The following is a 25289-nucleotide window of genomic DNA, read 5'->3' as shown; positions in this document are numbered from 1 at the left end:
GCGCCGGTTTCCGTCGGATCAGGTGGCGAATCGCGCGGCAGGGTCAGGCGTGGGCCGCTGGCTCCGGAAACACCGGCTCGCCCAGCGTCAGCATCAACCGGTTTGCCCACGCGAAGATCGCGACCGCGTGCGACAGGTCGAGAATCTCCTCATGTGTCAGCCCTTCGGCTTCCAGCGCGGCGATATCGCGCGCGTCGACCGTATCGGGCCGCTCCGTCAGCGCGATCGCGTAGCGGACGATCGCGCGCTCGCGCGCCGTCGTGCCGGCCGTCGCCGGATCGTCGAACACCTGCTCGATCGCGTCGGTGCGTTTCGCGAGTTGTGCGAAGCGCTGCGCATGCACGGACGCGCAATATACGCAGCCGTTCACGCGTGACACGGCCGTGCTGGCCAGTTCGCGCTCCGCGCGCGACAGCCCGCCGGGGCCGTACATGATCGCGTTGAACACGCCCGAGCGTTGCCGCAGGATCTCGGGAAGATGGACGAGCAGCAGGTAATAGTCGGACGTCTTCGCGTGCGGGTGGCTTGCTTCGAGCACGGCTAGCTGATCGGGCGTCGCGGCATCGAGCGAAACGGTGTCGAGCCACGCACGCCAGCCGAGCGTGTCGGACGTGAAGCCGTGGGCGGTCGTCGTCATGCGGCCTCCGTGGCGGCACGTGCCTGAAGCGCTTGCGCGGCGACGCCGACACGCAATTGATACGCGACGAACGCCACGAGCTGCGACAGCGCGACGATCGCGGGCGTCGTGAGTCCGGCCGACTTCAGCGTATCGAGGTCGGATGGGCGCGCATCGACCGGGGCGTACGTCAGCAGGCGTGCATGCGCGAGGATCGCGCCGATACGGCGGGGCAGCGCGTCGAACGCATCGGCGTCCGCGCGTGCGATGTCGTCGAGCGTGCCGCCTGCGTCGAGCAATCGTGCGCGATAGGTGTCTGCCAGCATGCGTGCGTTTGATTTTTCCGCAACATACCGCGCCGCATGCAATCGTTCGATCAACGAAAGATCCGGCAACGCGGGATCGAACAATGCAGCTTCGCTCAGCCGCGTATGCAGCAGCACCTTGTCGCGCGCGCGGCGGAGCGCGGCGAGCGCGTCACCGTCGCGCAGGCCGGCGATCGCGTCGATCGTGTCCGGCGCATCGGCCGGCGTGATGGATTCAGTCATCGTTTCGGGTTCCCTTCGTCGTCAATGTGATCGATGGACGTGCGCTTACGCATCGGCGTCGCGCCATTCGTCGCCTTGCAGTTCCGCGTTGGCATACGCGACGAGCGCGTCGTAGTGGCGGTCGCGGTCGGCGTCGAACAGCCGGCTCGCGATGCCGCGCGCAAGCCGCTGCGCGCCCGCGCTGATGGCCGGGATATCGCCGGACAGCTTGCCGTGGCTCAGGCTCGCCGCATGGTTGAAGCAGTGGATCCGCGTGATGGTCGCGCACGTGCCGGGCTCGTGCTCCTGGAACGCGAACGCGGGGCCGAGATCGGGCGACTCGGCGAGCTCGTCGAGCCACGTGCCCGGTTCCGGTCGATAGCGATCCTTCCAGCGCCGTACCTGCGCGCCGAACGACGCGAATTCCGTGCGGGTCGTCCAGTCCGAATGAAAGCCGGTCGCGAAGATCAGGAAGTCGACGGTGTACCGCCCGCGCGGAGTCGTCACGTCGAGACCGTCCGCGTGTTCGGCGAGCGTCTCGATCGGGCTGCCCGCATGAAAGTGCGCATGCTCGTGGCGCGACACGCGCAGCACGCTGTCGCGCGGCGGCGGCGTCTGCGACGTCAGCGCGTAGTGCATGAAGCGCCACTTCGTCGCGTCGTCGAGATCGGCGTAGCCGTGCACGAGGCCCGGGCTGCCGATGCCCGTCAGTTTGTTGATGCGTGGAATGTCCGCGCGGCGGAAGAACAGGTCGACGCGCGCGGCGCCCGCTTCGAGCGCGGTGCCCGCATTGTCGAACGCGGACGCGCCCGCGCCGACCACGCCGATGCGCTTGCCCGCGAGCGCCGCGAAGTCGATCGGCTCGGACGAATGGGCCCAGCGCGTGCGCGGCGCGCGTTGCGCGACGGGCGGCACGTACGGGCCGCCGAGCCCGTCGCGGCCGGTTGCGAGTACCACGTGCCGCGCGAGCAGCGTCTGCGCTTCGCCGTTGCCGCGCACATCGAGCGCGAGCAGGCCGTCGTCGCGCGGACGCAGCGCGACGAGCGTGGTGTCGTTGCGCACCTGCAGGTCGAGCACGCGCCGGTACCAGCGCAGGTAGTCCATCCATTGCGTGCGCGGAATCTTGTAGAGCGCGTCCCACGCGTCGCGGCCGTATTGGGCCTCGAACCAGGCGCGGAACGTCAGCGCGGGCAGGCCGAGCGCGGGGCCCGCGAGTTGCTTCGGCGAGCGCAGCGTGTCCATCCGCGCGAACGTGACCCACGGGCCTTCGTAGCCGGCCGGCGCGCGATCGATCACGCACTGGTTGTCGATGCCGAGAAGGCGCAGTTCGGCGGAAGCCGCGAGCCCGGCCATGCCGCCGCCGACGATCGCGACGTCGAGCACGCGTGTGCCGTCCGCGTCGCGCGGCGGCACCCACGCCGGCGCCGGCAGGTCGAGCCAGCGCAGGTCTTGCGCGAGCCGGGCTTCGAGTGCGTGGAGTGCGTCGAGTGGCGTCGTCATGCGGCCTCCGGGCGTGTGCGGCGCGATCGTGTCGTGCGTGACGTGCGTGACGGGCGCTCGGCGCGCAGCCGGTCGCCGCGCAGCAGCGCGTCGTGCGCGGCGGCTTCGTGAAAGGTCACGTCGTCGAGCAGGGCGCGCGTCGTGCGGTGCAGCGCGTCGAGCAGCGCATCGATGGCCGCGGTGCGTGCCTTGCCAGCCGGCGTCGCGACGCCGAACGCAAACGGGATGTCGACGTCGAGCGGGCGTGCGACGACGCCGTCCACTGGCAGCGCGACGCCCGTCGCCGGATCGACGATGCCGACTCCGATGCCCGCGCGTGCGGCCATGACCGCGTTCAACGACGCATTGGTTTCGATGAATACGCGTGCGTCGACCCGTGCGGCCGCGAATGCCGCGTCGATCCGCTGGCGCAGCCGGTGCCGGTTCGCGACCGTCACGATGCGGCGGCGCGCGAGATCGCGCAGCGCGATGCGCGGCTGCGCCGCGAGCGGATCGCCGGCGGGCAGCACGGCGACGCACGGCGTCTGCGCGATCCAGTGCACGTCGAGCCCCGCATGCGCCATCGGCAGCGTGACGACGCCGACGTCGGCCGTGCCGGCCAGCACCTCGTGCACGACATGCTCGGCCGATTCGCTGCGCAACTGGTAGTGCGGTGCCTGCGCGCCGTCGGGCAGCGCGGCGAGCGCGGCCGGCACGAGCGTGGCCGCGAGCGAAGGCGTCGCCGCGATGCGCACGGGTTCGGCGGTTGCATCGCCGAGTGCCCGTGCGCGTGCCTCGATCGCCCGCAGGCCGACCAGCGACCGTTCGACTTCCTCATAGAGCAGGAATGCGCGCCGCGTCGGCGTGACGCGCGGGCCGTGCCGGTCGAACAGCGCGTAGCCGAGATCGGCTTCGAGCTCCTGGATCTGCCGCGTGACGGCCGGCTGCGAGCGGCCGAGCAGTTCGCCCGCGCCGGTCACGCTGCCGGCCGACATGACCGCGGAAAAGGCTTCGAGTTGATGCAGCTCCATGACACCTTCCGATGATGCGATTTGCGCATTGTAGGAGGGCGAGCATGCGCGATTCATATAATGATTTTTGCTATCGACAGCGTGAAAACTTCGAAGCGCCCGATCGTCGCGATGGCCGGTTGTGCGTGCGTCCGCGTTGGTTGCGACGGGTGACGCGAGCGAAACGCCAATCGAATCAACGTGATGCGATCCATGCCGGCATATCGCGCGATGCAAGGCGTGCAGGCGAGCATTCGCGAGCACCAACCCCTTCGCGCCGCGCACGATATCGATATGCGCAAAACTTCGTTGGATCGTCCTGAACCGGATGGTTACATGCCCTCACTCTTTTCGACTGACTGAAGCTGGGGGACGCATGAACGTTTCGGGGAACGACGCACGCGGCGCATGGCGGCGCGTGCTGGGCACGGTGGCGGCGCTCGCTGCCGCATGGGGCTTGTCGACGGGCGGTGCGCTCGCGGCGGGCGTGTCGGGCGAGCCGGTGGTGATCGGCGTGAGCGGCCCGCTCACGGGCCAGGACGCGCAGTACGGCGAACAATGGAAGCGCGGCTTCGATCTCGCGCTCGACGAGATCAACGGCAGCGGCGGCATTCATGGCCGGCCGCTCGCGGTCGACTTCCAGGACAGCCGCAGCGACCCGCGCCAGGCCGTGGCGATCGCACAGAAGTTCGTCGCCGATCCGCGCATCGCGATCGAACTGGGCGACTTCTCCAGCGCGACGTCGATGGCTGCGTCGCCGATCTACCAGCGCGGGCAGCTGATCCAGTTCGGCTTCACGAACTCGCATCCGGACTTCACGAAGGGCGGCGACTATCTGTGGAGCACCGCGCTGAGCCAGGCCGAGGAGCAGCCGCTGCTCGCACGCTATGCGGTGAAGGAACTCGGCTTCAAGCGGATCGCGGTGCTGTACCTGAACACCGACTGGGGCCGCACCAGCAAGGACATCTTCGCGAAGGCGGTGGCCGGGCTCGGTGCGCAGGTCGTCGCGGCCGAAGGCTATCAGCCGACGGAGAAGGATTTCCGTTCGACGCTCGTGCGGATCGGCGCGTCGAAGCCCGATTCGATCGTGCTGATCTCGTATTACGCGGACGGTGCGCAGATCGTGCGGCAGGCGCGCACGTCGGGCGTCACGCTGCCGATCGCGGCGGTCGGCTCCGTGTATTCGCCGAAATTCCTCGAGCTGGGTGGTGCGGCCGTCGATGGCGTCTATACCGAATCGAACTTCTTCCCGGCCGAACCGCGCCCCGAGGTGCAGGCGTTCGTGCAGCGCTATCGCGCGAAGTTCCATGCCGATCCCGACTCGTTCGTCGCGCGGGCGTACGACGCGCTGATCCTGTCGGCCGAGGTGCTGCGCCGCTACGGCACGACGCGCCAGGCCGCGCACGACGGCTTCGCGAAAATCAGCGACGTGCCGAGCGTGATCTTCGGCAAGGTGCGCTTCGATCCGCAGACGCGTCGCGTCGCGGGCGCGCGCACCGTGTATCTGGTCGTGAAGCAGGGGCAGTGGGCGCTGTGGGATGGCGCGAAACCGCAGCTCGCCGCGCGTTGAGCGCGGCCCTGAACCGCATGCACGGAACGGACGCATCGTGATGGCTTCCTGGCTCGACTACACGCTCAACGGCCTCATCGTCGGCAACATCTACGCGCTGCTCGCGGTCGGGCTCGCGCTGATCTTCGGCGTGTCGCACCTGATCAACTTCGCGCATGGCTCGGTCTACATGGTCGGCGCGTTCATCGGCTGGCTGTGCCTGACGCGCTTCGGGCTGCCGCTGCCGGTCGCACTCGCGGCGGTCGTGGTCGGCTGCGGCGCGCTCGGCGTCGCGATCGAGCGGATCGGGCTGCGACCGCTGCGTCACGCGGCACGCATCGCGCCGCTGCTCGCGACGATCGGCATCAGCTTCATCCTCGACCAGCTCGCGCAGCTCGCATTCGGCGCGGACCCGCGCGCGGTGCCGACGCCGCTGCCCGACTGGCATCTGCGGATCGCCGGTGCGACGCTCGGCTCGCTCGACCTGCTGATCGCGGGCATCGGCATCGCGGCGGCCGCGCTGCTGTACGGCTTCCTGCGTTTCACACGGCTTGGCTGGGCCGTGCGCGCGACCGCGCAGGATCGCGACGCGGCGCTGCAGATGGGCGTCGACGTCGACCGCGTGAACCAGACCGTGTTCGCGATCGCGTGCGCGCTCGGCGGCGTGAGCGGGCTGCTGGTCGGCATGTACTACAACAGCATCGATCCGGCGATGGGCTTCCAGGCCACGCTGAAGGGCGTGGTCGCGCTGCTGATCGGCGGGCTCGGCAACGTGCCGGGCGCGATCGCGGGGAGCCTGCTGCTCGGTCTCGTCGAAAGCTACGGCGTCGCGCTGTTCGGCACGAGCTACCGCGACCTGTTCGCGTTCGGGCTGCTGATCGTGTTCCTTGTGTGGCGGCCGAACGGGCTGTTCAGTGCGAATCGCGCGCTGCCGCCCGAGCCGATGACGGGCACGTTCCTCGCGGCCGCGAAGGCCGTGCGTGTGCCGCGCCCGGTACTCGTCGTGCTGGTCGTACTCGCGGCCGTGCTGCCGTGGCTCGGCGCATCGCCGTACGTGCTGCAGACGCTCACCAACGCGTGGCTGTACGGGCTGCTCGCGTTGAGCCTCACGCTGGTGGCGGGTACGGTCGGGCAGATCTCGCTCGGTCACGCGGCGCTGCTCGTGATCGGCGCGTATGCGTCGGCGCTGCTGTCGTCGGATCTCGGCTGGTCGCCGGCCGTGACGATCCCGTGCGCGGGCGTGATCACCGCCGTGCTCGGCACGCTGCTCGTCTATCCGGCGTTCCGGCTGCGCGGGCATTACGTGTCGATCGCGACGCTCGGCATCGGCGAAGTGGTGAGCCTCGTGATCCTGAACTGGGACGGCCTCACGCGCGGCCCGCTCGGCGTCACCGGCATCGCGCCGCTGCCGTGGGCGACGACCGCGCGTGCCGCGTACTGGTTCACGTTCGCGGTGCTCGTCGTGTTCGCGCTCGTGCAGGTGCGGCTGCTGCACTCGCATCTCGGCCGCACGCTGCGCGCGGTGCGCGAGGACGACGTCGCCGCGCGCGCGCACGGCATCGCGCCGAACCGCTACAAGGCGATCGCATTCGCGGTCGGCGGCGTCGCGGCCGGCGTGAGCGGCGGGATCGCCGCGCATCTGTACAGCTACATCAATCACCAGACCTTCGATTCGCAGGTGTCGATCCTCGCGTTGACGATGGTGATCCTCGGCGGGCTCGGCAACGTGCTCGGCGGCATTGCCGGTGCGATCGCACTGATCGGGCTGCCCGAACTGTTCCGCTGGGCGGCCGACTACCGGATGCTGATCTACGGCCTCGTGCTGCTGCTGCTCGTCCGGTTCCGGCCGCAGGGCCTGCTCGGCACGGTGTGAGGAGGAATGCGATGACGACCAATCGACCCTTGCTCGACGTGCAGGGCCTGACGCGCCGCTTCGACGGCGTGACCGCGCTCGACGGCGCGAGCCTGACACTCGCCGATGGCGAACTGCTGAGCGTGATCGGGCCGAACGGCGCGGGCAAGTCGACGCTGTTCAACCTGATCGCGGGGGCCGACCGGCCCGACGCCGGCCGCGTGACGTTCGACGGCCGCGACATCACCGGCACGGCTCCCGAGCGGCTCGCTGCGCTCGGCCTCGCGCGCACGTTCCAGCACGGCCGCGTGTTCGGCAACCTGAGCGTGCTCGACAACGTGCTGATCGGCGCGCATGCGCGGCTGCGCGCGGCGCGGCCGGGCTGGCCCGCGCTGGGTGCTGCGGCCGAAGTGCTGCGCGCGCTCGTGCGGCCCGCGTCGGTGCGGCGCGAGGAAGCCGCGCTGCGCGAAGAGGCGCGCGCGATCGTCGCCGGGTTCGGCGAGCGGCTCACGCCGCGCATCGATCATCCGGCGCACAGCCTGTCGTATGCGAACCGGCGGCGTGTGGAGATCGGCCGCGCGCTCGCGCTGCATCCGCGCCTGCTGCTGCTCGACGAACCGACGGCCGGGATGAACGAGACGGAGACGGCCGAGATGCTGCAGCTGATCCAGTCGCTGAAGGCGCGCGGCCTGACGATCCTGCTGATCGAGCACAAGCTCGAACTCGTGATGCGTGTGTCCGACCGCGTGATGGTGCTCGACAACGGCGTGAAGATCGCCGAAGGCGCGCCGCGCGACGTGCGGCACGATCCGCGCGTGATCGAGGCGTATCTCGGCCGCCGCCATGCGGGTGGCGCGCCGGCCGAACGCGCAGCACAGGCGGCCGCATGACCGCACTTTCTTCCGGACCCGACACGACCATGACCGACGCGCTGCTGAAACTCGAACACCTCGACACGTTCTACGGGCCGGTGCAGGTGCATTTCGACGTGAACTTCGAAGTCGGCCGTGGGCAGATCGTCAGCCTGCTCGGCGGCAACGCGAGCGGCAAGTCGACGACGATGAAGCTGATTCTCGGGCTGATGCGGCCGCGTCGCGGCGTCGTGCGCTTCGACGGCGACGACGTGACGGCGCTTGCGACGCCGCAGCGCGTGCGGCGCGGGATCGCTGCCGTGCCCGAGGCGCGGCGGCTGTTCGGCGACATGAGCGTGCGCGAGAACCTGCTGATGGGCGCATACACGCGGGGCGACCGCACGGCGGTGGCGGAAGACTACGAACGCGTGCTCGATCTGTTTCCACGGGTGCGCGAGCGGCTGACGCAGCGCGCAGGCACGCTGTCGGGCGGCGAGCAGCAGATGCTCGCGATGGCGCGCGCGCTGATGGCGCGGCCGAAGCTGATCTGCATGGACGAGCCGACGATGGGGCTGTCGCCGCTCTATGTCGACAAGGTGCTCGAACTGATCGACGCGATCAACCGGCAGGGCGTGACCGTGTTCATGGTCGAGCAGAACGCGAGCCTCGCGCTGGAGATCGCGCATTACGGGTACGTGCTGCAGACGGGGCGCGTCGTGCTCGAAGGGCCCGCGAAGGCGCTGCTCGACGACGAACGGGTGCGCGACGCGTATCTCGGCGGGGAGGCGGCGCTCGCGTGAGCGGTGCGCGCACCGGCACCGCCGGCCGCGCCCGCCCGCGGATTCCGCGCTATGCGAGGAACGACGCTGCCATGTCCTTGTCCCCGTGCCCCGCGTCGGCGGCGCGCCGGAATCGCGCGAGGCTCGCATTCGCGACGTCGGCGTGCATGCCGGCGTCATGCGCGGCCTGCGCGATCAGCGTGGCGTCCTTCACCGCGTTGGCGACCGTGAACGCCGGGCGGAAGTCGTCGTTCAGGATTAATACGCCCTTTGCCTGAAAGTAGCCGTTGTCCATCGGGCCGCCCGACACGACATCGATCACGTCGCGCGGATCGGCGCCGAGCGCGCCGGCCAGTTTCAGGCTTTCCGCGATCGCGTGCGTGAGCGTGAACGCATAGTGGTTGAGCGCGAGCTTGAGCCGGCTGCTTGCGCCCGTCGAGCCGTCGTCGGCGACCCACAGCGTACGCCGGCCGATCGCGTCGAACAGCGGCTGCACCTGTGCGCGATCCGACTCGGGCCCCGCCGCGAGCACGACGAGTTGCGCATTTTCGGCCGGTAGTCGCGAGCCTTGCACGGGCGCGTCGTAGAACACGAGGTCGTGCGTCCGCGCGAATGCCGCGAGTCGTGCGATGCCGCGCACGCCTACCGTGCTGACCTGAACCCAGATCGTTCCGGCCGCCAGCTTCGGCGCAGCGGCTTCCATCGCCTGCAGCACGCCGTCCGCATCGTTGAGCACTGTGACGACGATGCGCGCGTCGCTGACGGTCTCGGCCGGCGTCGCGAACGCGGCGACACCGTCGGCGGCGAGTGCGGCGGCTTTGGCTCGCGTGCGGTTCCATGCGCGGACCGTGAATCCTTGCCGGGCCAGATTGCGGGCGATCGGTGCGCCCATCACGCCGATACCGAGGACGGCGACGGTGGTGGCGTTGCGTGTAGCGGACGTGCTCATGACGTTTCTCCTGTCGAACGTGTGTATGAAGCGGAAGAGGACGGCGCGTGCGGACGCGTCGATGCGAGTGCGAGGACCAGGGCCAGTGCGGCGAGCGCGACGCCGACCCAGACCGTCGACACGAATCCGAGCCCGGCGTTGATCGCGACGCCGCCGAGCCACGGGCCGACGGTGTTCCCGACGTTGAACGCCGACGTGTTCGCCGTCGTCGCGAGCGTCGGTGCGTGCGGAGCTTCGGCGATCGCGCGGGCTTGCAGCGCGGGATTGATCGAGAACGCCGCGATGCCGAACGCGGCCAGGGCGATGATCGTGCCGGTGCGGCTGTGCGCGAGCGCGCCGAACGCGGCCATCGTGACGATCAGCGCGACGAGGCCCGCGACGAGGATCCCGGCCGGATAGCGATCGGTATAGCGGCCGCCCACGACGGTGCCGGCAAAGCAGCCGATGCCGAACAGTGCCTGCAACGCCGGCACGGCTGCGCGCTCGAAACCGCCGAACTCGGTGAAGATCGGCGAGAAATAGCTGTACGCGGCGAACAAGCCGGCCTGGCTGAGCGCCGAGATGCCGAGCGCGGCCCACAGCCGCGGCTGCCGGAACGATGCGAACTCACGCGCGATGCCGTGATACGGCGGCCGGCCCTGCATCGGGACGACGAGCGTGGTGGCGACGAGGCTCAGCACGGCGAGCGCCGTGACGACCCAGAAGCTCGCACGCCAGCCGTACTGCTCGCCGATCAGCGTGCCGAACGGCGCGCCGGCGATATTGGCGATCGTCAGCCCGCCGAACATCACCGCGAGCGCGCGGCCTTTCGCGTCGGGGCCGGCCAGGTCGATCGCGAGCAGCGAGCCGATGCCGAAGAACGCGCCCTGCGCGAGCGCCGCGACGACCCGCGAGGTCATCAGTAGCGCATAGTTCTGCGCGAGCGCGCCGAGCGCTTGCCCGGCGATGAATACGCCGAGCAGCACGAGCAGGGCGGTCTTGCGGCGCGTGCGCAGAAACGCGAGCGTCATCGCGGGGCCGCCGACCACCACGCCGGCCGCATAGCCGGAGATCAGCAGGGCGGCCGACGGAATCGACACGCCGAAATCGTGCGCGAGCAGGGGCAGCAGGCCTGACACCATCACTTCGGTGGTGCCGATGCAGAACACGGTGAGACCGAGCACGAAGACGGCAAGTGGCAGCCGCGCGCCGCGACGGGGAACGGAAGAGAGTGAAGCGTTCATCGGGGTCCTTGTTGTGGAATGATCATTCCATAATTGGGAAAAATTTTTTGGTCAGCCCAGTGCGTGCAGGGTCCGGTCGACGATTGCGACGAGCCGCTTGCGGTCCTTGTCAGACGACGTCCTGGCGAGCACCCGCAACCCTTGCATTGCATTGAACACGAACCACGCGAGATCCTCGGCGTGCGCGTTGGCATCGACTTCGCCGGCGGCTTGCCCGCGCTCGATCGTTTCCTGGATGCCCGCAAGCATGATCCGGAAGTTCTGTCGCACGAGTTCGGCGACATGCGCGTCGCGGCTCGCGCGCTCGATCGCTGTGTTCGTCGCGAGACAGCCGCGTTTTTCGGGCGACTTCAGGTCGGCGTCGACGACGCTTGTCAGCAGCGCACGCAGGCGCTCGGTCGCAGGGCCGGGAGCGCGCAGCAGGTCGACGTTGTCGTGCGAGCGCTGGTTGTAGCGCAGCATCGCCTGCTCGAACAGGCCGTCCTTGTTCGTATAGGCCGCATACAGGCTACCGCGGCCGAGCCCGGTCGCCTGCACGAGATCCTGCGCGGACGTCGCTTCGTAGCCGTGGCGCCAGAACGTGTCCATCACGGCGTCGAGCACCTGGTCTTCGTCGAATTCTCTTGGCCGCGCCATCGGGCTCTCCTGATTGTTGAACGACCATACCATAATTGACCGGCGTGCTGCCGTCAAGTCGAGTGGTGCGAATCGGTGCAAAGGGCGCGGTAGTCGAACCTGTGGGTCGAGTGCCGCGCAAACCGCACGATGGCATTCCACACTGGCGTCCGCGCGTCGGCGACGCGCAGCAAAAAGCTGACGAATACCGCAAATCGGCGTAGCTTGACGATCTCCTGATCCTGAATGCCACGGAGCGCCGCGCCATGTTGACCTATTCCATTCAGAAAGTCGGCTACCAGTTCGATCAACTGGATTCTCAGGGTGCGACGGATTACCCGTCGTTCACGCAAGCGTTCGACGTGTTCCCGTGGGCGGCACAGCATGCCGAATGGGACGACACGCAGGAAGGCCCGTTGCCGGCCCTCGTGCTGCAGCATGCCGACGATCAGCGGGAATTGTGGGTGACCGCGCTGAGCGATGCGCATGCGGACGGCTTCCAGCTGAATGCCGTCTCGATGCGGATGAAGAAGGGGCTTTTCGGAATCGGCAAGGGAAAGCTGGAGCAGCACGTCGATACGATCGACGTCGACACGCGCGCGGACGTCGATACGTTGTGCCGGCTGTTCTGCGACCGTCAGTACGACGAGCTGGACCGGCTGGTCGCGCGGCATGCGGAGCGCAACCGCTTCGATGACGACAGCGACGATTGAGCGCCTGCCGTGCGTGAGCCGATGCGGGATCGTCGGCTCACGGCTGCGCCGCGCCGCCCCCCGCCGCGCGCGGAAACGTCAGCACCACCGCAAACCCGCCCGCATCGGGAAACGCGAACCCGATGCGCCCGCCGTGCGCCTTCATCACTTCCTGCACGATCGCGAGCCCGAGGCCTGACCCGGTGCGCCGCTCGCTGCCGTCCGGCGCAATCCGCACGAACGGCTGTAGTGCCGCTTCCCAGTGCTCGCGCGGAATCCCGCGGCCGTTGTCGGTGATGGTCAGCGTCACCGCGTCACCGGCGTTGCCCCGCGTCGCGACCGACACGATGATGTCGTCCGCATGCCCATGCAGCAGCGCGTTGTGCAGCACGTTCGACAGCGCTTCCTGCAGGCTGATCGCGTCGCCGTCGATCCACGCGAGCGGCGCGTCGCTCGCGAACGCGACGGCGACATCGCGCTCTCCCGCGAGCGGAATCGTGCGGCCGAGCACGTCTTTCGCGAGCGCGACGAGTTCGACGGGTTGCAACGGCACGGCTTCGGTGCGATGAATCACCATCGCGTGATTGAGCAACTGGCCGGTGAGCCGCCCGACATCCGAGCAGGTCGCACGCAGCGCGTCGAGCCGCGCCGCGTGACGCGCGGGATCGGCTTCGCCGTCGAGCAGTTCGATTTGCGCGTCGAGTCGCGCGAGCGGCGTGCGCATCTGGTGCGCGGCGTCGGCGATGAAGCGCTGCATCGCGTTGATCCGCTCGGCGAGGCGGCGCATCAGCCCGTTGATCGACCCGATGATCGCGTCGATCTCGCTCGGCGTGTCGACGGCCACCGGCCGCAGGTCGGCCGGGTCGCGCGCGGCGATGATCGTGCCGATCTGCGCGAGCGGGCGCAGCCCGCGCCGGATCGCGAGGCCGCTCGCGCCGATCGCGAGCACGCTCATCAGCAGGATCAGCGTCCACACCTTGAAGCTCATGTCGTTCGTCAACTGCTGGCGTGCGTTGGTGGTTTGCGCCACCGTCACGAGTGCCCAGCCCGGCGTGCTTTCCTCGGGCATGTAGCGTGCGATGGTCGCGGTGCGAATCCGGTGTCCCTGGTACATGCCGTTCGCGAACGCGGGGCCCTGTTTCGCGGCGGCGAGCGTCGCGGGGCTCGCAAGATCGTTGTAGCCGGCCACGACGATGCCGCGCGAATCGACGACCTTGTAGTAGACGAGGTCGTAGCGCGACAGCGTCGACAGCGCGGCCACCGGCGGATTCAGTGCGAGCACGCCGCCCTGCACGTAGAGGTTTTCCGCGACCTGGATCGATGCGCCCGCAAGCAACTGGTCGTACGCACGGTCGGCCGCGACGCCCGCGTAGTAGCGCGCGATCGCTGCGAGCGCGAGCGCACCGGTCGCGACGACGAGCGCGATGAAGAGCAGCGTGCGCCCGAACAGCGTCTTCGGGAACCAGTCAGTGCGCCGCAATCTGATACCCCATCCCGCGCGCGGTGCGAATCTCGACCGAGCTGCCCTGCAGCTTCTTGCGCACGCGTGTCACGTACTGCTCGACCGCGTTCGTAGTTGGCTCGTTGCCGAAGCTGAACAGCTGGTTCAGCAGTTCGTCCTTCGAGAAGATCCGCTGTGGGCGGCTCGCGAGGATTTCGAGCAGCGCGAATTCCTGGCGCGACAGCGACAGCGGCTGGCCGTCGAGTTCCGCGAGGCGGCTGCTGCGGTCGATCACGAGGCCGCCGAGCGTCAGCACGTCGTTCGCGTGGCCGCTGTTGCGGCGCAGCAGCGCCTGCACGCGCGCATCGAGCTCGCGGTAGTCGAACGGCTTCACGAGATAGTCGTCGGCGCCGAGGCCGAGGCCGCTCACGCGGTCGTCGATCGCCGAGCGCGCGGTGACGAGCAGCACGGGCGTCGTGCTCCCCGACGCGCGCAGGTGGCGCAATACCGTGAAGCCGTCCATGCCGGGCAGGTTCGCGTCGAGCACGACGAGGTCGAAACGCTCGACGCGCAGCAGCCCGTTCGCGGTCGCGCCGTCGGTTTCGAGATCGACCGCATGGCCGAGCCGCGCCAGGCGGCTGCGGATCGCCGCGCCGATTTCGGCATCGTCCTCCACGACGAGAATGCGCATGGTGCCGTTTCGCAGGTGGGTGGGTTAGGGGTTTTCCCGGGGCCGGGATGTCAGCATTTTCTCAGACTCGGTCGATAACCTGTGTCGAGCCGGACGTTGCAAGGACGGCCATTAATACCAGAACCACAGGAGACGGCAACATGCAGCAGCAAACGGGCGCGACGAACGCGCGGCGCAGCGCGCCGCCGGCCTGCGCTCGCCGGGGCGGCGAAGCGGGCCGCAGCCGCATGGCGGTCGGCGCGATGGCGTTCGCGGCTCATGCCGCGCGTGCCGGGCAGGCCGGCGCATGACGATGTTGCCGCGCCGCCGCGCATTGATCGCCGCCGGGCTCGGCGTGCTGGCCGCGCCGTCGCTCGTGCGCGCAAAGCCGCGCACGGTGCGGATTTCCAAAGGCTATGGCGTGCTGTACCTGCCGCTGCTCGTGATGGAGAAGCAGCGGCTGTTCGAGCGGCACGCGGCGCGCCACGGCGTGCGTGACGTCGCGGTCGACTGGGTGCTGCTCGACGGCGGCAATTCCGTCAACGACGCGATGATGGCCGGCACGCTCGACTTCGCGGGCGCCGGCGCGCCGGGTTTCATCGAGCTGTGGGCGCGGGCGCGCGGCATTCCGAACGTCGAGGTGATCGGCATCAGCGGGCTGTCGACCACGTCGCTGTCGCTGAACACGAACCGGCCGGGCCTGGTGTCGCTGCGCGACTTCACGCCGTCCGACCGGATCGCGGTGCCGGGCATCCGCACGTCGCTGTCGGCGGTGGTGCTGCAGATGGTCGCGAGCAAGCAGCTCGGCCCGAAGCATTTCGCGCAGCTCGATTCGATCACCGTGAGCCTGCCGCATCCGCAGGCGATGCAGGCGCTGATCCGCCGCGAGAACGGCGTCACCGCGCATTTCACGTCGCCGCCGTTCTCGACGCTCGAGCTGCGGCAGCCGGGCATCCACCGCGTCGTGAATTCGGTCGACGTGCTCGGCCCGATGACGCACGACGTCGTATTCGCGCCGAAGCGACTCGTCGATACGGAGCCCGCGCTGGCCGTCGCGTTTCTCGGCGCACTCGACGAAGCGAACCGCTTGATCGCGCAGGACCCGCGCGCGGCGGCGGCGCTCTTTGCGGCGTCGTCGGGCGTCGGCATGTCGCACGACGACGTGATGCGGATGCTCGCCGCACCCGACACGCGCTTCTCGGTGCTGCCGAACCAGTTGATGGACTACGTCGAATTCCTGTACCTGGCCGGCACGATCAAGGCGAAGCCGCGTGCGTGGCACGAGATGTTCGCGCCGATGCTCGACGCGTACCGGTCGGGCTGATATCGCCGCTCCCTTTCATCGAAATACCCTGCGCCCGTGCGTTCGTCGCGCACGGCGCCGCTTCAACTGATATGCAACCCATACGCAATCGCTATGCAACCGATTCACGCAAGGAGCCCGAAGTGAACGCCACTGATACCCTGGACCCCGCGTCCGCCGAAGAACAGCGCATCATGTCGAAGATGGCGCGGCGCCTGCTGCCCATCCTCGTCGTGATGTTCCTGATCGCGTTCATCGACCGGCAGAACGTCGGCTTCGCGAAGCTGCAGATGGTGCACAGCCTCGGGATGACGGAAGCCGCGTTCGGGCTCGCGTCGTCGCTGTTTTTCATCGGCTACCTGCTGTTCGAGGTGCCGAGCACGCTCGCGCTGCATCGCTACGGCGCGCGCGTGTGGCTCGCGCGGATCATGTTGACGTGGGGGCTCATCACGGTGCTGATGGGCTTCACGACGTCGATGCCCGCGTTCTGCGCGCTGCGCTTCGTGCTCGGGATCGCCGAGGCCGGTTTCTATCCGGGCGTGATCTACTACCTGACGCTGTGGTTTCCGCAAAGCTATCGCGCGAAGGTGCTCGGCATCTTCACGCTCGGCAGCGCGCTCGCGAACATGCTCGGCTCGCTGGTCGGCGGCGTGTTGCTGAGCCTGAACGGCGTGTGGGGGCTCGCGGGCTGGCAGTGGGTGTTCGTGGCGACGGGCATCCCGGCGGTGATCGTCGCGGTCGTCGTGTTCCGGGTGCTGCCCGCATCGGTGCGCGACGCACGTTTCCTCGACGACCGCGAGAAGCGGATCGTCGAGGCCGCGCTCGAACGCGAGCAGCCCGCGCAGGCCGAGCACGGGCAGCCGTGGAAGGCGCTGCTCGATCCGCGCGTGATGCTGTTCGCGGCGACCTACATGCTGATGTCGACGTCGCTGTACGGTGTCACGTACTGGCTGCCGACGCTCGTGAAGTCGTTCGGCGTGTCGAGCACCACGAATGGTTTCCTGAGCATGCTGCCGTGGGCACTCGCGGTGCTGCTGCTGCTGTGGCTGCCGGCGAAACTGCGCCGCGCAAAGAGCATCCTGCGCACGATCGCGATCGTCGCGGCGCTCGGCGCGCTTGGCTTCCTGCTGAGCCTCGTGCTGCCGTCGACGCCGCTGCGCTTCGTCGCACTGGTGCTCGGTGGCGCATGCATCCCGCTGCTGTATCCGTGCTTCTGGTCGATGCCGCCGCGCTACTTCACCGGTGCGCGGGCGGCGGCAAGCGTCGCGGCGATCAACTCGATCGGCAACCTCGGCGGCTTCTTCAGCCAGAACCTGATGCCGTTTGCCGGCAAGGCGACGGGCACCGCGTTCGGGCCGATGATCGTGCCGATCGTGTGTCTTGCGCTGCTCGGGATCGGCGCGCTGGTCGCGTGGACGCGGTCGGAGCGGGGGATGGTGGCGGCGCGGGCGTGATGGCGCGCGGCCTCATCGCATCGTCAACTGGTCTCCGACGATCGAGAAGTTGGCCGAGGCGTGCGTGTTCGACAGCAGGTACTTGAGCGCGTCGATGTCCGGCGCGGTCGTCGTGAATTGTTCGTCGCCGTCGAAGATGAAGTCCCACGTGATGATGCGGTTGGTGTCGGGATCGGCCACGTGGATCTCCTTCAGCGAGGCGAGCGGATACGCGCGCTCGTGCCAGTCGAACAGGTGCCGGACGTAGAGGTGATCCGGCGTGACGATCTCGTAGCGCCGCAGGAACGGTATCGCGATGAGGAGGAGCACGGCGGTCGTGACCAGCCCCTTGCGGGCCGCGCGCCACACGACGGCCCGCGATGCGCGACCGCGCGGCTTGGTGCGGTAGTGCCGGTACGCGGACGGTACGATCAGCCACGCGGCGAACCACCACGCGATCGCGATGAACCCGAGCGGCACGTTCATGAACGGCACCGAAAAGGCGGCGACGAAGGTCGTCGGAAAGTCCAGGAGCCGTGCGGTCGACACGAACCCGAGCCCCATGTAGCTGCCGGCCGGATGGGGGATGAACACGGCCGTCGTCAGCGCTTGCAGCGCGAGCAGGATGGGCCAGCACAGCAGCGATACGGCAAGCCAGCCGGCCAGGACCGCTAGAAGGATGAGTGCATAGGTCAGGATGGATTTCATCGTGATGGAAACGCGAGGTCCGGACGGCTGGCGCGTGAGCGTGAGCGGGATGCGAGATGGCGACGAATTGTAACGTTGTCCCGAAACGGGGCATGCGGGTCATGTTGCGATTGGGGGCTGGTTTCCGAGCAGGACGCATGCAGCGCATGCGCTGCGGTTGGCAGGATGACACTTTGCGCATCCTGTCGAGGCTTGACGGATGGAGCAGGCAATGACGACGGCGATGGGCAGGTTGCGCGATGGCATGTCCCGCCGACTCATGCAGCGCGAGTGTGTCGCGCGTGGCCTGGTGTCGCGCGACGAGGCGCGGCAGACCGGCGAATACATCGATGCCGTACACGTTCATGGAGAACTCGAGCGCATGCTGGAAGCAGCACGCGCGACGAAGGCCGACGATTGAGTCGGCGGATCAGGCTCGTACTTTACCGGGCAGGCAGCGATTGCCGCTGTTCGGCACCCGCCCGCACCGCCGCCTTCACTGGGTATCTACCCGCGCGAACCCCCATCCCCACCATGTGCGACCGTCACCTGCGCATGCGACAGCGGAATCTCCACCTCGACCGTCGTCCCTTCGCCAAGCGTCGTTGCGATCCGCAGCGTGCCGCCGACGAGATACGCGCGCTCGCGCAACCCGACCAGCCCGAACGATCCCGACTTGCGCGGCACGCCGGGATCGAATCCCGCGCCGTCGTCGCGAATCGTCAGCGCGATCGCATCGTTCGCATGCATGAGCTCGACGTTCGCGCGCGACGCGGCCGCGTGACGCGCGACGTTCGCGAGCGCTTCCTGCGCGATGCGGAACACCGCGGTCGCGTAAGGCTCGTCGAGCTGCAGCTCGGGCGGGTCGACATGCAGCGTGCATTCGATGCCGTGACGGTGCCGGAAATCCTCCACGAGCCATTGCATGGCCGCGGCGAAGCCGAGATCGTCGAGCATCAGCGGGCGCAGGTCCGACGCGATGCGGCGCGTCGCGGCCACCGCGCCGCGCGTCAGCGCGTGCATCGCCGCGATCTTGCGCGCCAGCAGCGCATCGTCCTGCGGCACGCGGTCGATCAGCCATTCGAGGTCGTTCTTCAGCGTCGCGAGCGTCTGCGCGAGTTCGTCGTGCAGCTCGCGTGCGATGCGGCGCTGCTCGGCTTCGCGTGCGCTCGCGCTGATCGCGGCGATCTCGCGCAGCTCCTCGCGCGACGCCTGTAGCGCCCGCTCCGCACGCACGCGATCTTCGACTTCGCGCCGCAGGTCGCGGTTCGACGCACTCAGTTGCGCGGTGCGCGCGGCGACGCGCTGTTCGAGCCGTTCGTTCGCGTCGTTCAGCTGCGCGCTCTTCTGCACGACGAGCAGATGCTGGTAGCGCGCGCCGGCCAGCGCCCGCACCGTCTGCGCATGCAGCCGGCCGTTCTCGAACAGCATCGCGAACAGCACGACGGCGGACGCGACGAGGCCGTACGCGCGCCCCGCGTAGAAGCCGAGGTCGTAGCGCCCGTGATTCAGCATCGACGACAGCGCGATGTCGAACAGCCACGCGACCAGCACCGTCATCACCCACAAATCGAGCACGGAATGGCGTCGCCGCCGCTGCCACATCAGCATCAGCGCCACCAGGTTCAGCCCCCAGACGATCGTGATCGCGTTCGTCATCGTCGCGGCCATCCGGTTGCCGTTCATGATGCGCGGCAGCAGGTCGTGGCCGGCCGTCGCGAGCAGCGCGAGCGCGACCGTCGCGCCGATCGCGGCCGCGATGCACAGCACCACGGGAATCGCCGCGCGGCGCTGCGGGGCCGGGATCGGGCCGGCCGCCCGCGAGGTCGCGCGCAGCAGCGCGTACGCGGCGACCGCCAGCGGAAAGCCGCCGTGCCAGAACAGGTACAGCCACGCGGTGGTCTGGTCGCCGGCGCCGAGCAGGCCGGTCGGCGCGAACAGCCCGGGAAAGGTCAGCATGTGAGTGCCGGCCATGAAGCCCGTGAACAGGTAGCCGCCCGCGAGCACGAGCAGCGGTTTCTCGCGCAGGATCGCGTACTGGCCGAGCAGCAGGCCGGCCGTGACCATGTCGTTGACGACGATCGCCGACTGGTACACCGGGATGAACGCCCAGCCCGGCGCAAGCGGTCTGCCCGCGAATGGCGCAAGTGCGGCAAAGATCACGGCGGACACGAGCACGGTCGCGAGCGCGAGCCGTCGTTCGCGCCGGCCCGGCGGCAGCGACGACATGAACAGGCGCGACGCGTCCGGGTGGTCGTCGTCCGGGAGCGAGGGCGGGGCGCAGGGGGCGGCCGTCATGCGTCGCCGCCGGGGTCGAGGTCGTGGCGCACCGCGTAGCGGATCAGCGCGGCTTCGTGCGGCAGCTCCATCTTCTCGAGGATCCGCGTCTTGTACGTGCTGACCGTCTTCGCGCTCAGCGCGAGTTCGGTCGCGATCTGCGTGACGGTCTGGCCCGCGACGATGCGGCGCATCACGTCGAGCTCGCGCGCGGACAGCCGTTCGTGCGGCAGCGCCGCGGCCGGCGCGCGCATCGTCAGCGCGAGGCTTTCGGCCGCCGACGGGCTCACGTAGACGCCCCCCGCCGCGACCTTGCCGACCGCCTCGACGAGCTCGGCGGTTGCGCTGTCCTTCGTCAGGTAGCCGGTTGCGCCGGCCTTGAACGCGCGCGCCGCGTACTGCGCTTCCGCATGCATCGTCAGCACAAGCGTGCGCAGCGACGGCGCGTGGCGCTTCACCAGCTGGATCAGCTCGATGCCGGTCGGCGCGGGCATCGACAGGTCGAGCAGCAGCACGTCGGCGGCGCCGCGCTCGACCAGCGCGAGCGTGGCCGAGCCGTCGCTCGCCTCGCCGACGATTTCGAAACCGCCGGCCGTTTCCAGGATGTGACGCAGTCCGTCCCGCATGACTGCGTGATCGTCAGCCAGAATTACCCTGATCATCTAGCGATCCTCTTCGGGATGACGCCGCGCACCGTTGTCCGGTGGTCGCCGCAGCTGTTCTTCCGACCAATACTATTCCGCCGAATCCGAAAACGGTACACATCCGGGAAATTTTCGAGATGGTCGATCGAGGAATGTGTACTGAAACGAAATAATCGCGGGGAAAAGGTACGCGGTGAAGTGGGCGCGAATCAGGGTATTCCCTGATGGGTGCGGCAACCGGAACAGAACGGCGCGACGCGTCGCGCGACGCCCCGCGAACCGTCCCGATTCGGGACTAAACTGGTGCCCGATGCCACACCGCCACCCGAGGAGCCCCGCGATGATCGATCTTGCCGATATCCTGCCGTCCGCACTGCCCGCCGCCGTTGGATGGGCTGAAGCCGAGGCGGCGCGCGGGATCGCGCAGGGTGTGCCGCTGACGCCGGTGCAAGCCGACGATGCGCGCACGGTGGGCGTCGCGCAGCCCGAGCGGATCCGCGTGGTGATCGTCGACAGCATGCCGTTCCCCGAGATACCTTCTCTGGCCGCGATCGCCCGCGACACCGGGCTGCTGTCGCCGGGCACGATCGGGCTCACGCTCGGCCATGCGGTGTACGTGCTGCGCGGCCAGGACACGCGCCGCCTGCTGACCCACGAATTCCGCCACGTGCATCAGTACGAGGCCGCCGGATCGATCGGCGCGTTTCTCGCCCGCTATCTGCAGGAGATCGCGACGGTCGGCTATCACGACGCGCCGCTCGAGGCGGACGCGCGGCAGCACGAGTTCGATTGACCCGTCACACCGGCGCGACCGCGCGCAGCACCCGATGAACGTTCCCCATGCCATCGCCGGCCCGGTGTTCGCACGCCGGGCCGCCCCGCCGTGGAGCGTGCGATGAGCGACACGATCCACGCGTGGATCGGCGCGATCGGCGCGCATCCGCTGCTCGTGCTCGCGATCGTGTTCGTGACGGCGTGCGCCGAGGCGATCGCGCTGATCGGCACGGTCGTGCCGGCCGGCGCCGTGATGTTCGCGGCCGGTGCGCTGATCGGCGCGGGCGCGCTCGACGGCTGGACGACCATCGGTGTCGCGGCGGTCGGTGCCGTGGTCGGCGACGGGATCAGCTACGAACTCGGGCGGCACTATCGCGGGGTGATTCGCAACGCGTGGGCGCGCTTTGGCTATGCGGCCGCCTATTCGCGCGGCGAGGAGTTCGTGCTGCGTCATGGCATGAAGAGCATCGTGCTCGCGCGCTTTCTTGCGCCGGTGCGCGCGGTCGTGCCGGTCGTCGTCGGCTGCGCGACGTTGCCGCGCCGGTCGTTCTATCCGGTCAACGTCGTCTCGGCGCTCATCTGGGCGCCCGTGCACGTCGCGCCGGGCATCCTGTTCGGGGCGTCGGCCGCGCTGGCCGCGGCGATCAGCGTGCGGGTCGCCGTGATCCTGCTGGTCGTCGCGGCGCTGGTCGCGCTCGTGTGGATCGGCGTGCGCGTGGCGCTGCGGCGCGGCTGGCCGCTGCTGCGCCGCGCGCTCGTCGAAGGGGTGCACGCATGCGCGCGCCGCTGGCCGCGGTTCGGCGCGCGGCTGCACGACGCGATCGCTTACCTGCGCGGCCTGCCGGGCGCGGTGCCCGTGCTCGCGCTGCTGTTCGTCGGCTGCGTGTGGCTGTTCGCGGGCCTCGTGCAGGATGTCGTCGCGAACGATCCGCTGATGCACGCGGACATCGCGCTGTATGCGTTCCTGCAGAACCTGCGCACGCCACCGGTGGACGCCACGATGCGCGCGCTGGCCGTGCTGCACGGGCACGATACGGGGCTGATCGTCGCGGCCGCGTTTCTCGTCTGGCTGATGATCCATCGCTGCTGGCTGACGGCCGCGTGGTGGCTCGTGACGGTCGGCGTTGCCGTCGTGCTCGTGCCGGTATTCGGCGCGGGCGTGCCCGGCGCGACGCCCGCGAGCCTGCCGCCCGGCGCGCTGCACGTGCCGCTGCCCGATGCCAAAGCCGCGTTCGCGATTCTCGCGAGCAGCGGCCTCGGCTGGGTGCTGACGCGCGACCGGCCCGCGCGGTGGCGGATCCCGGTCGTGACGGCGGTGGTGCTGTGGATCGTGCTCGGCGGCTTCGCGCGACTGTATGTCGGCGACACGTGGCTGTCGGGCTTGCTGGGCGGCTGGAGCCTCGGGCTGGCGTGGTTCGCGCTGCTCGCCGGCGCGTATGCGTACTGGCGCGTGCGCGAGCATGTGCAGCCGAGGGGCGCGCTCGTCGCGGTGACCGTGGTGCTCGCGACGGCCGGCGTATGGACGGTTCCCGCGCAATGGCAGCTCGACCGCGCGGCGCGCCCGCATGTCGGCGACGTGGTCGCGATGACGGTCGACCAGTGGCTGCGCGGCGGGTGGCAGCGCGTGCCGGTGCGGCGCACCGAGATCGGCGGCGACCGCGAGGAATACCTGCCGCTGCAGTGGAGCGCGACGTCGGACACGCTCGATCGGCATCTCGCGCAGGCCGGCTGGCAGCGCGCGACGCCGTGGTCGCCGGCCACCGCGCTGCGCTGGCTGTTGCCGCAGGCGCCGGCCGACACGCTGCCCGTGCTGCCGCGCTACACGCACGGCGAAAGCACGCGCCGCGTGTTCGTGCGCATCGATCCGGGCCAGCCGGAAAGCCGCCTCGTGCTGCGGCTGTGGCGTTATCCGTACGTGTTGCAGGACGCGCTCGGCATGCGGCCGCTGTGGTACGGCGCGCTGTATCGCGAGACGCTGCACCGGCCGGCGCGGCTGATGACGATCGTGCACACGACGACGATCGACGATGCGGAGACGATTGCGAAAGCGCTGGCGGTCGAGTCGACGATCGAGCATCCGCCGGCGGGGATGACGGCCGCGCCGAAGGAGATGCTGCTGGTGTGGATGGTTCGGCCGTGAGCGGGCAGTGCGCCGCTTACGCGTGCGCCGGCTGCGCGGGGACGACGGACAGGCGCAGGCCGACGGTCTTGAGCACCGCGAGCAGGGTTTTCAGCGTCGGGTTGCCGTTGGGGGACAGCGTGCGATACAGCGATTCGCGGCTGATGCCGGCTTCGGCCGCGACGGCGCCGAGCCCGCCGTACGCTTCCGCGACCGTGCGCAGCGCGAGCAGGCCGGCCGCGCGGTTGTTGGGATCGTCGAGCGATTCCATCGCGACGCGCAGATAGGCCACCGCGAGTTCGCGGTCGGCGCCGAGTTCGGCGACTTCCGCGTCGTGGTGCGATACCGCAGCTTTGAGCTTGGTCATGTTTGCCTCCGTTTCCAGTTCGACCAGTGTTCCTTGGCGCGCCTGATGTCGTCGGGTTGACTGCCTTTGTCGCCACCGGACAGCAACAGCACCAGTGCGCTGCCGTACCGCCCGAAATACACGCGATAGCCGGCGCCGACGTGGACGCGCAGTTCGATCACGCCTTCGCCGACGGGCTCGCAATCGCCGAAGTTGCCTGTCTGCACGCGGCGCAGGCGTTCGCGAATCCGTGCCTGCGCAGGCTTGTCGCGCACGGCGTTCAACCATTCGGTGAAGGGCTCGCGACCGTCGTCGCGCTGGTAGCGAAGAAGTTCGAACTTGGATAGCATTGTAACTTATAAGCTACAAATAGGTGAAGGGTAAATGAGGTGGTTGTGCGAGCGGCCGGGTGGTGCGCGTATTGCCGAGTCGGGGCGACACACAACGCCGCATGCGCTGCAGTTGCAACGCATACGGTGCTTTCAAGGGCGGGATTTCAGGCCTCGAAGCCGGCTTCCCGGACGAAGATCATTCTTTCATCCGGTGCGTAGGCTGACGATTCGGCTGAATGGCCAAAGTCCACGGCCCGATGAAGGGCGCGTGCGGTGGGTGGGGTGTCTGGGGGAGCGGCGTAAAAGGCAGACCTGTCGGCGCCGGCGCGTCGCGCGCCTGGCGAACCAACAGGCCTTCCCGCATTACTGTTTCGTCGGCGCGGCCGTTGCGACCTTGTCGAGCGCGGCCGGGATGTACGTGTCGAGCTGCGCCGTGACCGATTCGTAGAAATCGATCGGCTTGCCCCACGCGTCGGGCACGTCGACGTGCTTCCCGGACGCATACTCGGCAAGCGTGAACACCTTGCCGGCGGCCGACGGATAGAGCGCGAGCACTTTCTCCTTGTGCTTGTCGGTCATCGTCAGGATCACGTCGGAATGCTTGATGTCGTTGGCGTTCAACTGCACCGAACGGTGCGCGGACGTGTCGATGCCGCGGCGCTTCATCAGGATCACGCCGTTTTCCTCGGGCTTTTCGTCATACGGATCTTCGTCGACCGCGCGTGAAATCACCGCGATGTGCGCGTGGCGCTGCGCGATCAACTGGCCGGCGATCGCTTCGGCCATCACGCTGCGCCCGGTGTTGCCGGTGTCGACGAACGCCACCTTCTTCGGCTCGTCGGCGAATGCCGAAGTCGCGCACTGGATGCCGACACAACAGAGCAGTGCCAGCGTGTTGAGGGTGTGCCTTCTTTTCATGATGTCTCCGCGAGGATGGGGGCGCCCCGGCGGCGCGCCAGGGCTTGCGGGAGATCATGACGGCCTCATGCGACGGAAAAAAATAAACGGCCGGTTTTCGCAAGACGGCGTCGCTTCGTGGCAAGCGGGCCCGGTGGCGACGCATGCGCCGTGTGCCCGATCGGGGAAGCCGCAAATCACGGCCCCGATCGCGGCGTATTACT

At 68.9% G+C, this 25289-nt stretch carries 26 protein-coding genes; 11 read left to right on the top strand and 15 right to left on the bottom strand.

Annotated features, from left to right (window positions below; genetic code table 11):
• Positions 1-43: 43 nt before the first annotated feature.
• From LGN19_RS10525 to LGN19_RS10510, 4 genes are read right to left on the bottom strand one after another with little or no spacing between them, the layout of a single operon-like run.
• Positions 44-637 carry a peroxidase-related enzyme gene (locus tag LGN19_RS10525; RefSeq protein ID WP_226214472.1) on the bottom strand — a complete coding sequence of 198 codons (594 nt, stop codon included), beginning with the start codon at positions 635-637 and terminating at the stop codon, positions 44-46.
• Positions 634-1164: a CMD domain-containing protein gene (locus tag LGN19_RS10520; protein WP_226214470.1), complete on the bottom strand. Its 531-nt coding sequence runs from the start codon at positions 1162-1164 to the stop codon at positions 634-636. The genes LGN19_RS10525 and LGN19_RS10520 overlap by 4 nt, the downstream gene beginning before the upstream one ends.
• Before the next feature lie 45 nt (positions 1165-1209).
• Positions 1210-2643, bottom strand: a complete 1434-nt coding sequence (locus tag LGN19_RS10515; protein WP_226214468.1) for a flavin-containing monooxygenase — start codon at positions 2641-2643, stop codon at positions 1210-1212.
• Positions 2640-3653, bottom strand: a complete 1014-nt coding sequence (locus LGN19_RS10510) for a LysR family transcriptional regulator (protein WP_226214467.1) — start codon at positions 3651-3653, stop codon at positions 2640-2642. The genes LGN19_RS10515 and LGN19_RS10510 overlap by 4 nt, the downstream gene beginning before the upstream one ends.
• Positions 3654-4008: 355 nt before the next feature.
• Between LGN19_RS10510 and LGN19_RS10505 the strand changes: the two genes are divergently transcribed.
• Genes LGN19_RS10505 through LGN19_RS10490 form a run of 4 tightly spaced genes read left to right on the top strand, consistent with a single transcriptional unit; the run spans position 4009 to position 8684 of the window.
• Complete coding sequence (locus tag LGN19_RS10505) at positions 4009-5202, top strand: ABC transporter substrate-binding protein (RefSeq protein ID WP_011356128.1); 1194 nt, start codon at positions 4009-4011, stop codon at positions 5200-5202.
• Positions 5203-5242: 40 nt separating this feature from the next.
• A complete protein-coding gene (locus LGN19_RS10500) occupies positions 5243-7054 on the top strand; it encodes an ABC transporter permease (RefSeq protein WP_226214465.1) in 1812 nt (603 codons plus the stop codon).
• Between the two features lie 11 nt (positions 7055-7065).
• Positions 7066-7923: an ABC transporter ATP-binding protein gene (locus tag LGN19_RS10495; RefSeq protein WP_226214464.1), complete on the top strand. Its 858-nt coding sequence runs from the start codon at positions 7066-7068 to the stop codon at positions 7921-7923.
• Positions 7920-8684, top strand: a complete 765-nt coding sequence (locus LGN19_RS10490; RefSeq protein WP_174962083.1) for an ABC transporter ATP-binding protein — start codon at positions 7920-7922, stop codon at positions 8682-8684. The genes LGN19_RS10495 and LGN19_RS10490 overlap by 4 nt, the downstream gene beginning before the upstream one ends.
• 49 nt (positions 8685-8733) lie before the next feature.
• On the opposite strand, the gene LGN19_RS10485 is transcribed toward LGN19_RS10490, so the two are convergent.
• The 3 genes from LGN19_RS10485 to LGN19_RS10475 are packed head-to-tail and all read right to left on the bottom strand — an operon-like array spanning position 8734 to position 11471.
• The gene (locus LGN19_RS10485; protein WP_226214462.1) at positions 8734-9612 is read right to left on the bottom strand and encodes an NAD(P)-dependent oxidoreductase; all 879 of its coding nucleotides are present in this window, start codon (positions 9610-9612) and stop codon (positions 8734-8736) included.
• Positions 9609-10835, bottom strand: a complete 1227-nt coding sequence (locus LGN19_RS10480; protein ID WP_122948935.1) for an MFS transporter — start codon at positions 10833-10835, stop codon at positions 9609-9611. Before LGN19_RS10480 ends, LGN19_RS10485 begins: the two co-directional genes overlap by 4 nt.
• Positions 10836-10886: 51 nt before the next feature.
• Complete coding sequence (locus LGN19_RS10475) at positions 10887-11471, bottom strand: TetR/AcrR family transcriptional regulator (protein WP_226214461.1); 585 nt, start codon at positions 11469-11471, stop codon at positions 10887-10889.
• 245 nt (positions 11472-11716) lie between these two features.
• Between LGN19_RS10475 and LGN19_RS10470 the strand changes: the two genes are divergently transcribed.
• Positions 11717-12163 carry a hypothetical protein gene (locus LGN19_RS10470; protein WP_122948937.1) on the top strand — a complete coding sequence of 149 codons (447 nt, stop codon included), beginning with the start codon at positions 11717-11719 and terminating at the stop codon, positions 12161-12163.
• A 37-nt stretch (positions 12164-12200) separates the two neighbouring features.
• On the opposite strand, the gene LGN19_RS10465 is transcribed toward LGN19_RS10470, so the two are convergent.
• Positions 12201-13622: a sensor histidine kinase gene (locus LGN19_RS10465; protein ID WP_226214459.1), complete on the bottom strand. Its 1422-nt coding sequence runs from the start codon at positions 13620-13622 to the stop codon at positions 12201-12203.
• On the bottom strand, positions 13609-14274 hold the full coding sequence (locus LGN19_RS10460) for a response regulator transcription factor (RefSeq protein WP_174962095.1): 666 nt from the start codon (positions 14272-14274) through the stop codon (positions 13609-13611). The genes LGN19_RS10465 and LGN19_RS10460 overlap by 14 nt, the downstream gene beginning before the upstream one ends.
• 140 nt (positions 14275-14414) lie before the next feature.
• Here LGN19_RS10460 and LGN19_RS10455 point away from each other — a divergent pair, with 140 nt between their 5' ends.
• The 3 genes from LGN19_RS10455 (at position 14415) to LGN19_RS10445 (ending at position 17010) form a co-directional block, all read left to right on the top strand.
• A complete protein-coding gene (locus LGN19_RS10455) occupies positions 14415-14564 on the top strand; it encodes a hypothetical protein (RefSeq protein ID WP_174962097.1) in 150 nt (49 codons plus the stop codon).
• The gene (locus LGN19_RS10450; RefSeq protein WP_226214458.1) at positions 14561-15577 is read left to right on the top strand and encodes an ABC transporter substrate-binding protein; all 1017 of its coding nucleotides are present in this window, start codon (positions 14561-14563) and stop codon (positions 15575-15577) included. The genes LGN19_RS10455 and LGN19_RS10450 overlap by 4 nt, the downstream gene beginning before the upstream one ends.
• 122 nt (positions 15578-15699) lie before the next feature.
• A complete protein-coding gene (locus LGN19_RS10445) occupies positions 15700-17010 on the top strand; it encodes an MFS transporter (RefSeq protein ID WP_226214456.1) in 1311 nt (436 codons plus the stop codon).
• A 12-nt stretch (positions 17011-17022) separates the two neighbouring features.
• Here LGN19_RS10445 and LGN19_RS10440 read toward each other — a convergent pair whose 3' ends face one another.
• On the bottom strand, positions 17023-17697 hold the full coding sequence (locus LGN19_RS10440) for a hypothetical protein (RefSeq protein WP_226214454.1): 675 nt from the start codon (positions 17695-17697) through the stop codon (positions 17023-17025).
• A 211-nt stretch (positions 17698-17908) separates the two neighbouring features.
• On the opposite strand from LGN19_RS10440, the gene LGN19_RS10435 reads away from it, so the two are divergent.
• Positions 17909-18097: a hypothetical protein gene (locus tag LGN19_RS10435; RefSeq protein WP_226214453.1), complete on the top strand. Its 189-nt coding sequence runs from the start codon at positions 17909-17911 to the stop codon at positions 18095-18097.
• Positions 18098-18183: 86 nt separating this feature from the next.
• Here the strand turns inward: LGN19_RS10435 and LGN19_RS10430 are convergent, their stop codons facing one another.
• Entirely contained in the window at positions 18184-19974 is a 1791-nt protein-coding gene (locus tag LGN19_RS10430; RefSeq protein ID WP_226214451.1) for a sensor histidine kinase, read from the bottom strand.
• A complete protein-coding gene (locus LGN19_RS10425) occupies positions 19971-20615 on the bottom strand; it encodes a response regulator transcription factor (protein ID WP_122948943.1) in 645 nt (214 codons plus the stop codon). The genes LGN19_RS10430 and LGN19_RS10425 overlap by 4 nt, the downstream gene beginning before the upstream one ends.
• Positions 20616-20937: 322 nt before the next feature.
• Between LGN19_RS10425 and LGN19_RS10420 the strand changes: the two genes are divergently transcribed.
• Positions 20938-21390, top strand: a complete 453-nt coding sequence (locus LGN19_RS10420) for a hypothetical protein (protein WP_122948944.1) — start codon at positions 20938-20940, stop codon at positions 21388-21390.
• A gap of 102 nt (positions 21391-21492) precedes the next feature.
• Entirely contained in the window at positions 21493-23511 is a 2019-nt protein-coding gene (locus tag LGN19_RS10415; protein WP_226214450.1) for an LssY C-terminal domain-containing protein, read from the top strand.
• 16 nt (positions 23512-23527) lie between these two features.
• Here the strand turns inward: LGN19_RS10415 and LGN19_RS10410 are convergent, their stop codons facing one another.
• From LGN19_RS10410 to LGN19_RS10400, 3 genes are all read right to left on the bottom strand, one after another.
• Positions 23528-23857 carry a DNA-binding protein gene (locus LGN19_RS10410; RefSeq protein ID WP_226214449.1) on the bottom strand — a complete coding sequence of 110 codons (330 nt, stop codon included), beginning with the start codon at positions 23855-23857 and terminating at the stop codon, positions 23528-23530.
• On the bottom strand, positions 23854-24186 hold the full coding sequence (locus tag LGN19_RS10405) for a type II toxin-antitoxin system RelE/ParE family toxin (RefSeq protein WP_122948947.1): 333 nt from the start codon (positions 24184-24186) through the stop codon (positions 23854-23856). The genes LGN19_RS10410 and LGN19_RS10405 overlap by 4 nt, the downstream gene beginning before the upstream one ends.
• Positions 24187-24531: 345 nt before the next feature.
• A complete protein-coding gene (locus LGN19_RS10400; RefSeq protein ID WP_226214448.1) occupies positions 24532-25086 on the bottom strand; it encodes a protein tyrosine phosphatase in 555 nt (184 codons plus the stop codon).
• Between the last annotated feature and the right edge of the window lie 203 nt (positions 25087-25289).

The sequence above is a fragment of the Burkholderia sp. AU30198 genome (assembly GCF_020419825.1).
In the GTDB taxonomy this organism is placed as follows: domain Bacteria; phylum Pseudomonadota; class Gammaproteobacteria; order Burkholderiales; family Burkholderiaceae; genus Burkholderia.
The sequence above is the reverse complement of the archived record's forward strand: the minus strand, read 5'-3'. Positions and strand labels throughout refer to the sequence as shown.

Coding starts and splice junctions, on each gene's coding strand:
- LGN19_RS10500 (WP_226214465.1), top strand. CDS start 5,243: ATGGCTTCCTGGCTCGACTACACGCTCAACGGCCTCATCGTCGGCAAC.
- LGN19_RS10510 (WP_226214467.1), bottom strand. CDS start 3,653: ATGGAGCTGCATCAACTCGAAGCCTTTTCCGCGGTCATGTCGGCCGGC.
- LGN19_RS10440 (WP_226214454.1), bottom strand. CDS start 17,697: ATGAAATCCATCCTGACCTATGCACTCATCCTTCTAGCGGTCCTGGCC.
- LGN19_RS10460 (WP_174962095.1), bottom strand. CDS start 14,274: ATGCGCATTCTCGTCGTGGAGGACGATGCCGAAATCGGCGCGGCGATC.
- LGN19_RS10485 (WP_226214462.1), bottom strand. CDS start 9,612: ATGAGCACGTCCGCTACACGCAACGCCACCACCGTCGCCGTCCTCGGT.
- LGN19_RS10475 (WP_226214461.1), bottom strand. CDS start 11,471: ATGGCGCGGCCAAGAGAATTCGACGAAGACCAGGTGCTCGACGCCGTG.
- LGN19_RS10520 (WP_226214470.1), bottom strand. CDS start 1,164: ATGACTGAATCCATCACGCCGGCCGATGCGCCGGACACGATCGACGCG.
- LGN19_RS10455 (WP_174962097.1), top strand. CDS start 14,415: ATGCAGCAGCAAACGGGCGCGACGAACGCGCGGCGCAGCGCGCCGCCG.
- LGN19_RS10420 (WP_122948944.1), top strand. CDS start 20,938: ATGATCGATCTTGCCGATATCCTGCCGTCCGCACTGCCCGCCGCCGTT.
- LGN19_RS10490 (WP_174962083.1), top strand. CDS start 7,920: ATGACCGCACTTTCTTCCGGACCCGACACGACCATGACCGACGCGCTG.
- LGN19_RS10410 (WP_226214449.1), bottom strand. CDS start 23,857: ATGACCAAGCTCAAAGCTGCGGTATCGCACCACGACGCGGAAGTCGCC.
- LGN19_RS10495 (WP_226214464.1), top strand. CDS start 7,066: ATGACGACCAATCGACCCTTGCTCGACGTGCAGGGCCTGACGCGCCGC.
- LGN19_RS10430 (WP_226214451.1), bottom strand. CDS start 19,974: ATGACGGCCGCCCCCTGCGCCCCGCCCTCGCTCCCGGACGACGACCAC.
- LGN19_RS10525 (WP_226214472.1), bottom strand. CDS start 637: ATGACGACGACCGCCCACGGCTTCACGTCCGACACGCTCGGCTGGCGT.
- LGN19_RS10405 (WP_122948947.1), bottom strand. CDS start 24,186: ATGCTATCCAAGTTCGAACTTCTTCGCTACCAGCGCGACGACGGTCGC.
- LGN19_RS10400 (WP_226214448.1), bottom strand. CDS start 25,086: ATGAAAAGAAGGCACACCCTCAACACGCTGGCACTGCTCTGTTGTGTC.
- LGN19_RS10415 (WP_226214450.1), top strand. CDS start 21,493: ATGAGCGACACGATCCACGCGTGGATCGGCGCGATCGGCGCGCATCCG.
- LGN19_RS10450 (WP_226214458.1), top strand. CDS start 14,561: ATGACGATGTTGCCGCGCCGCCGCGCATTGATCGCCGCCGGGCTCGGC.
- LGN19_RS10470 (WP_122948937.1), top strand. CDS start 11,717: ATGTTGACCTATTCCATTCAGAAAGTCGGCTACCAGTTCGATCAACTG.
- LGN19_RS10435 (WP_226214453.1), top strand. CDS start 17,909: ATGACGACGGCGATGGGCAGGTTGCGCGATGGCATGTCCCGCCGACTC.
- LGN19_RS10425 (WP_122948943.1), bottom strand. CDS start 20,615: ATGATCAGGGTAATTCTGGCTGACGATCACGCAGTCATGCGGGACGGA.
- LGN19_RS10515 (WP_226214468.1), bottom strand. CDS start 2,643: ATGACGACGCCACTCGACGCACTCCACGCACTCGAAGCCCGGCTCGCG.
- LGN19_RS10505 (WP_011356128.1), top strand. CDS start 4,009: ATGAACGTTTCGGGGAACGACGCACGCGGCGCATGGCGGCGCGTGCTG.
- LGN19_RS10480 (WP_122948935.1), bottom strand. CDS start 10,835: ATGAACGCTTCACTCTCTTCCGTTCCCCGTCGCGGCGCGCGGCTGCCA.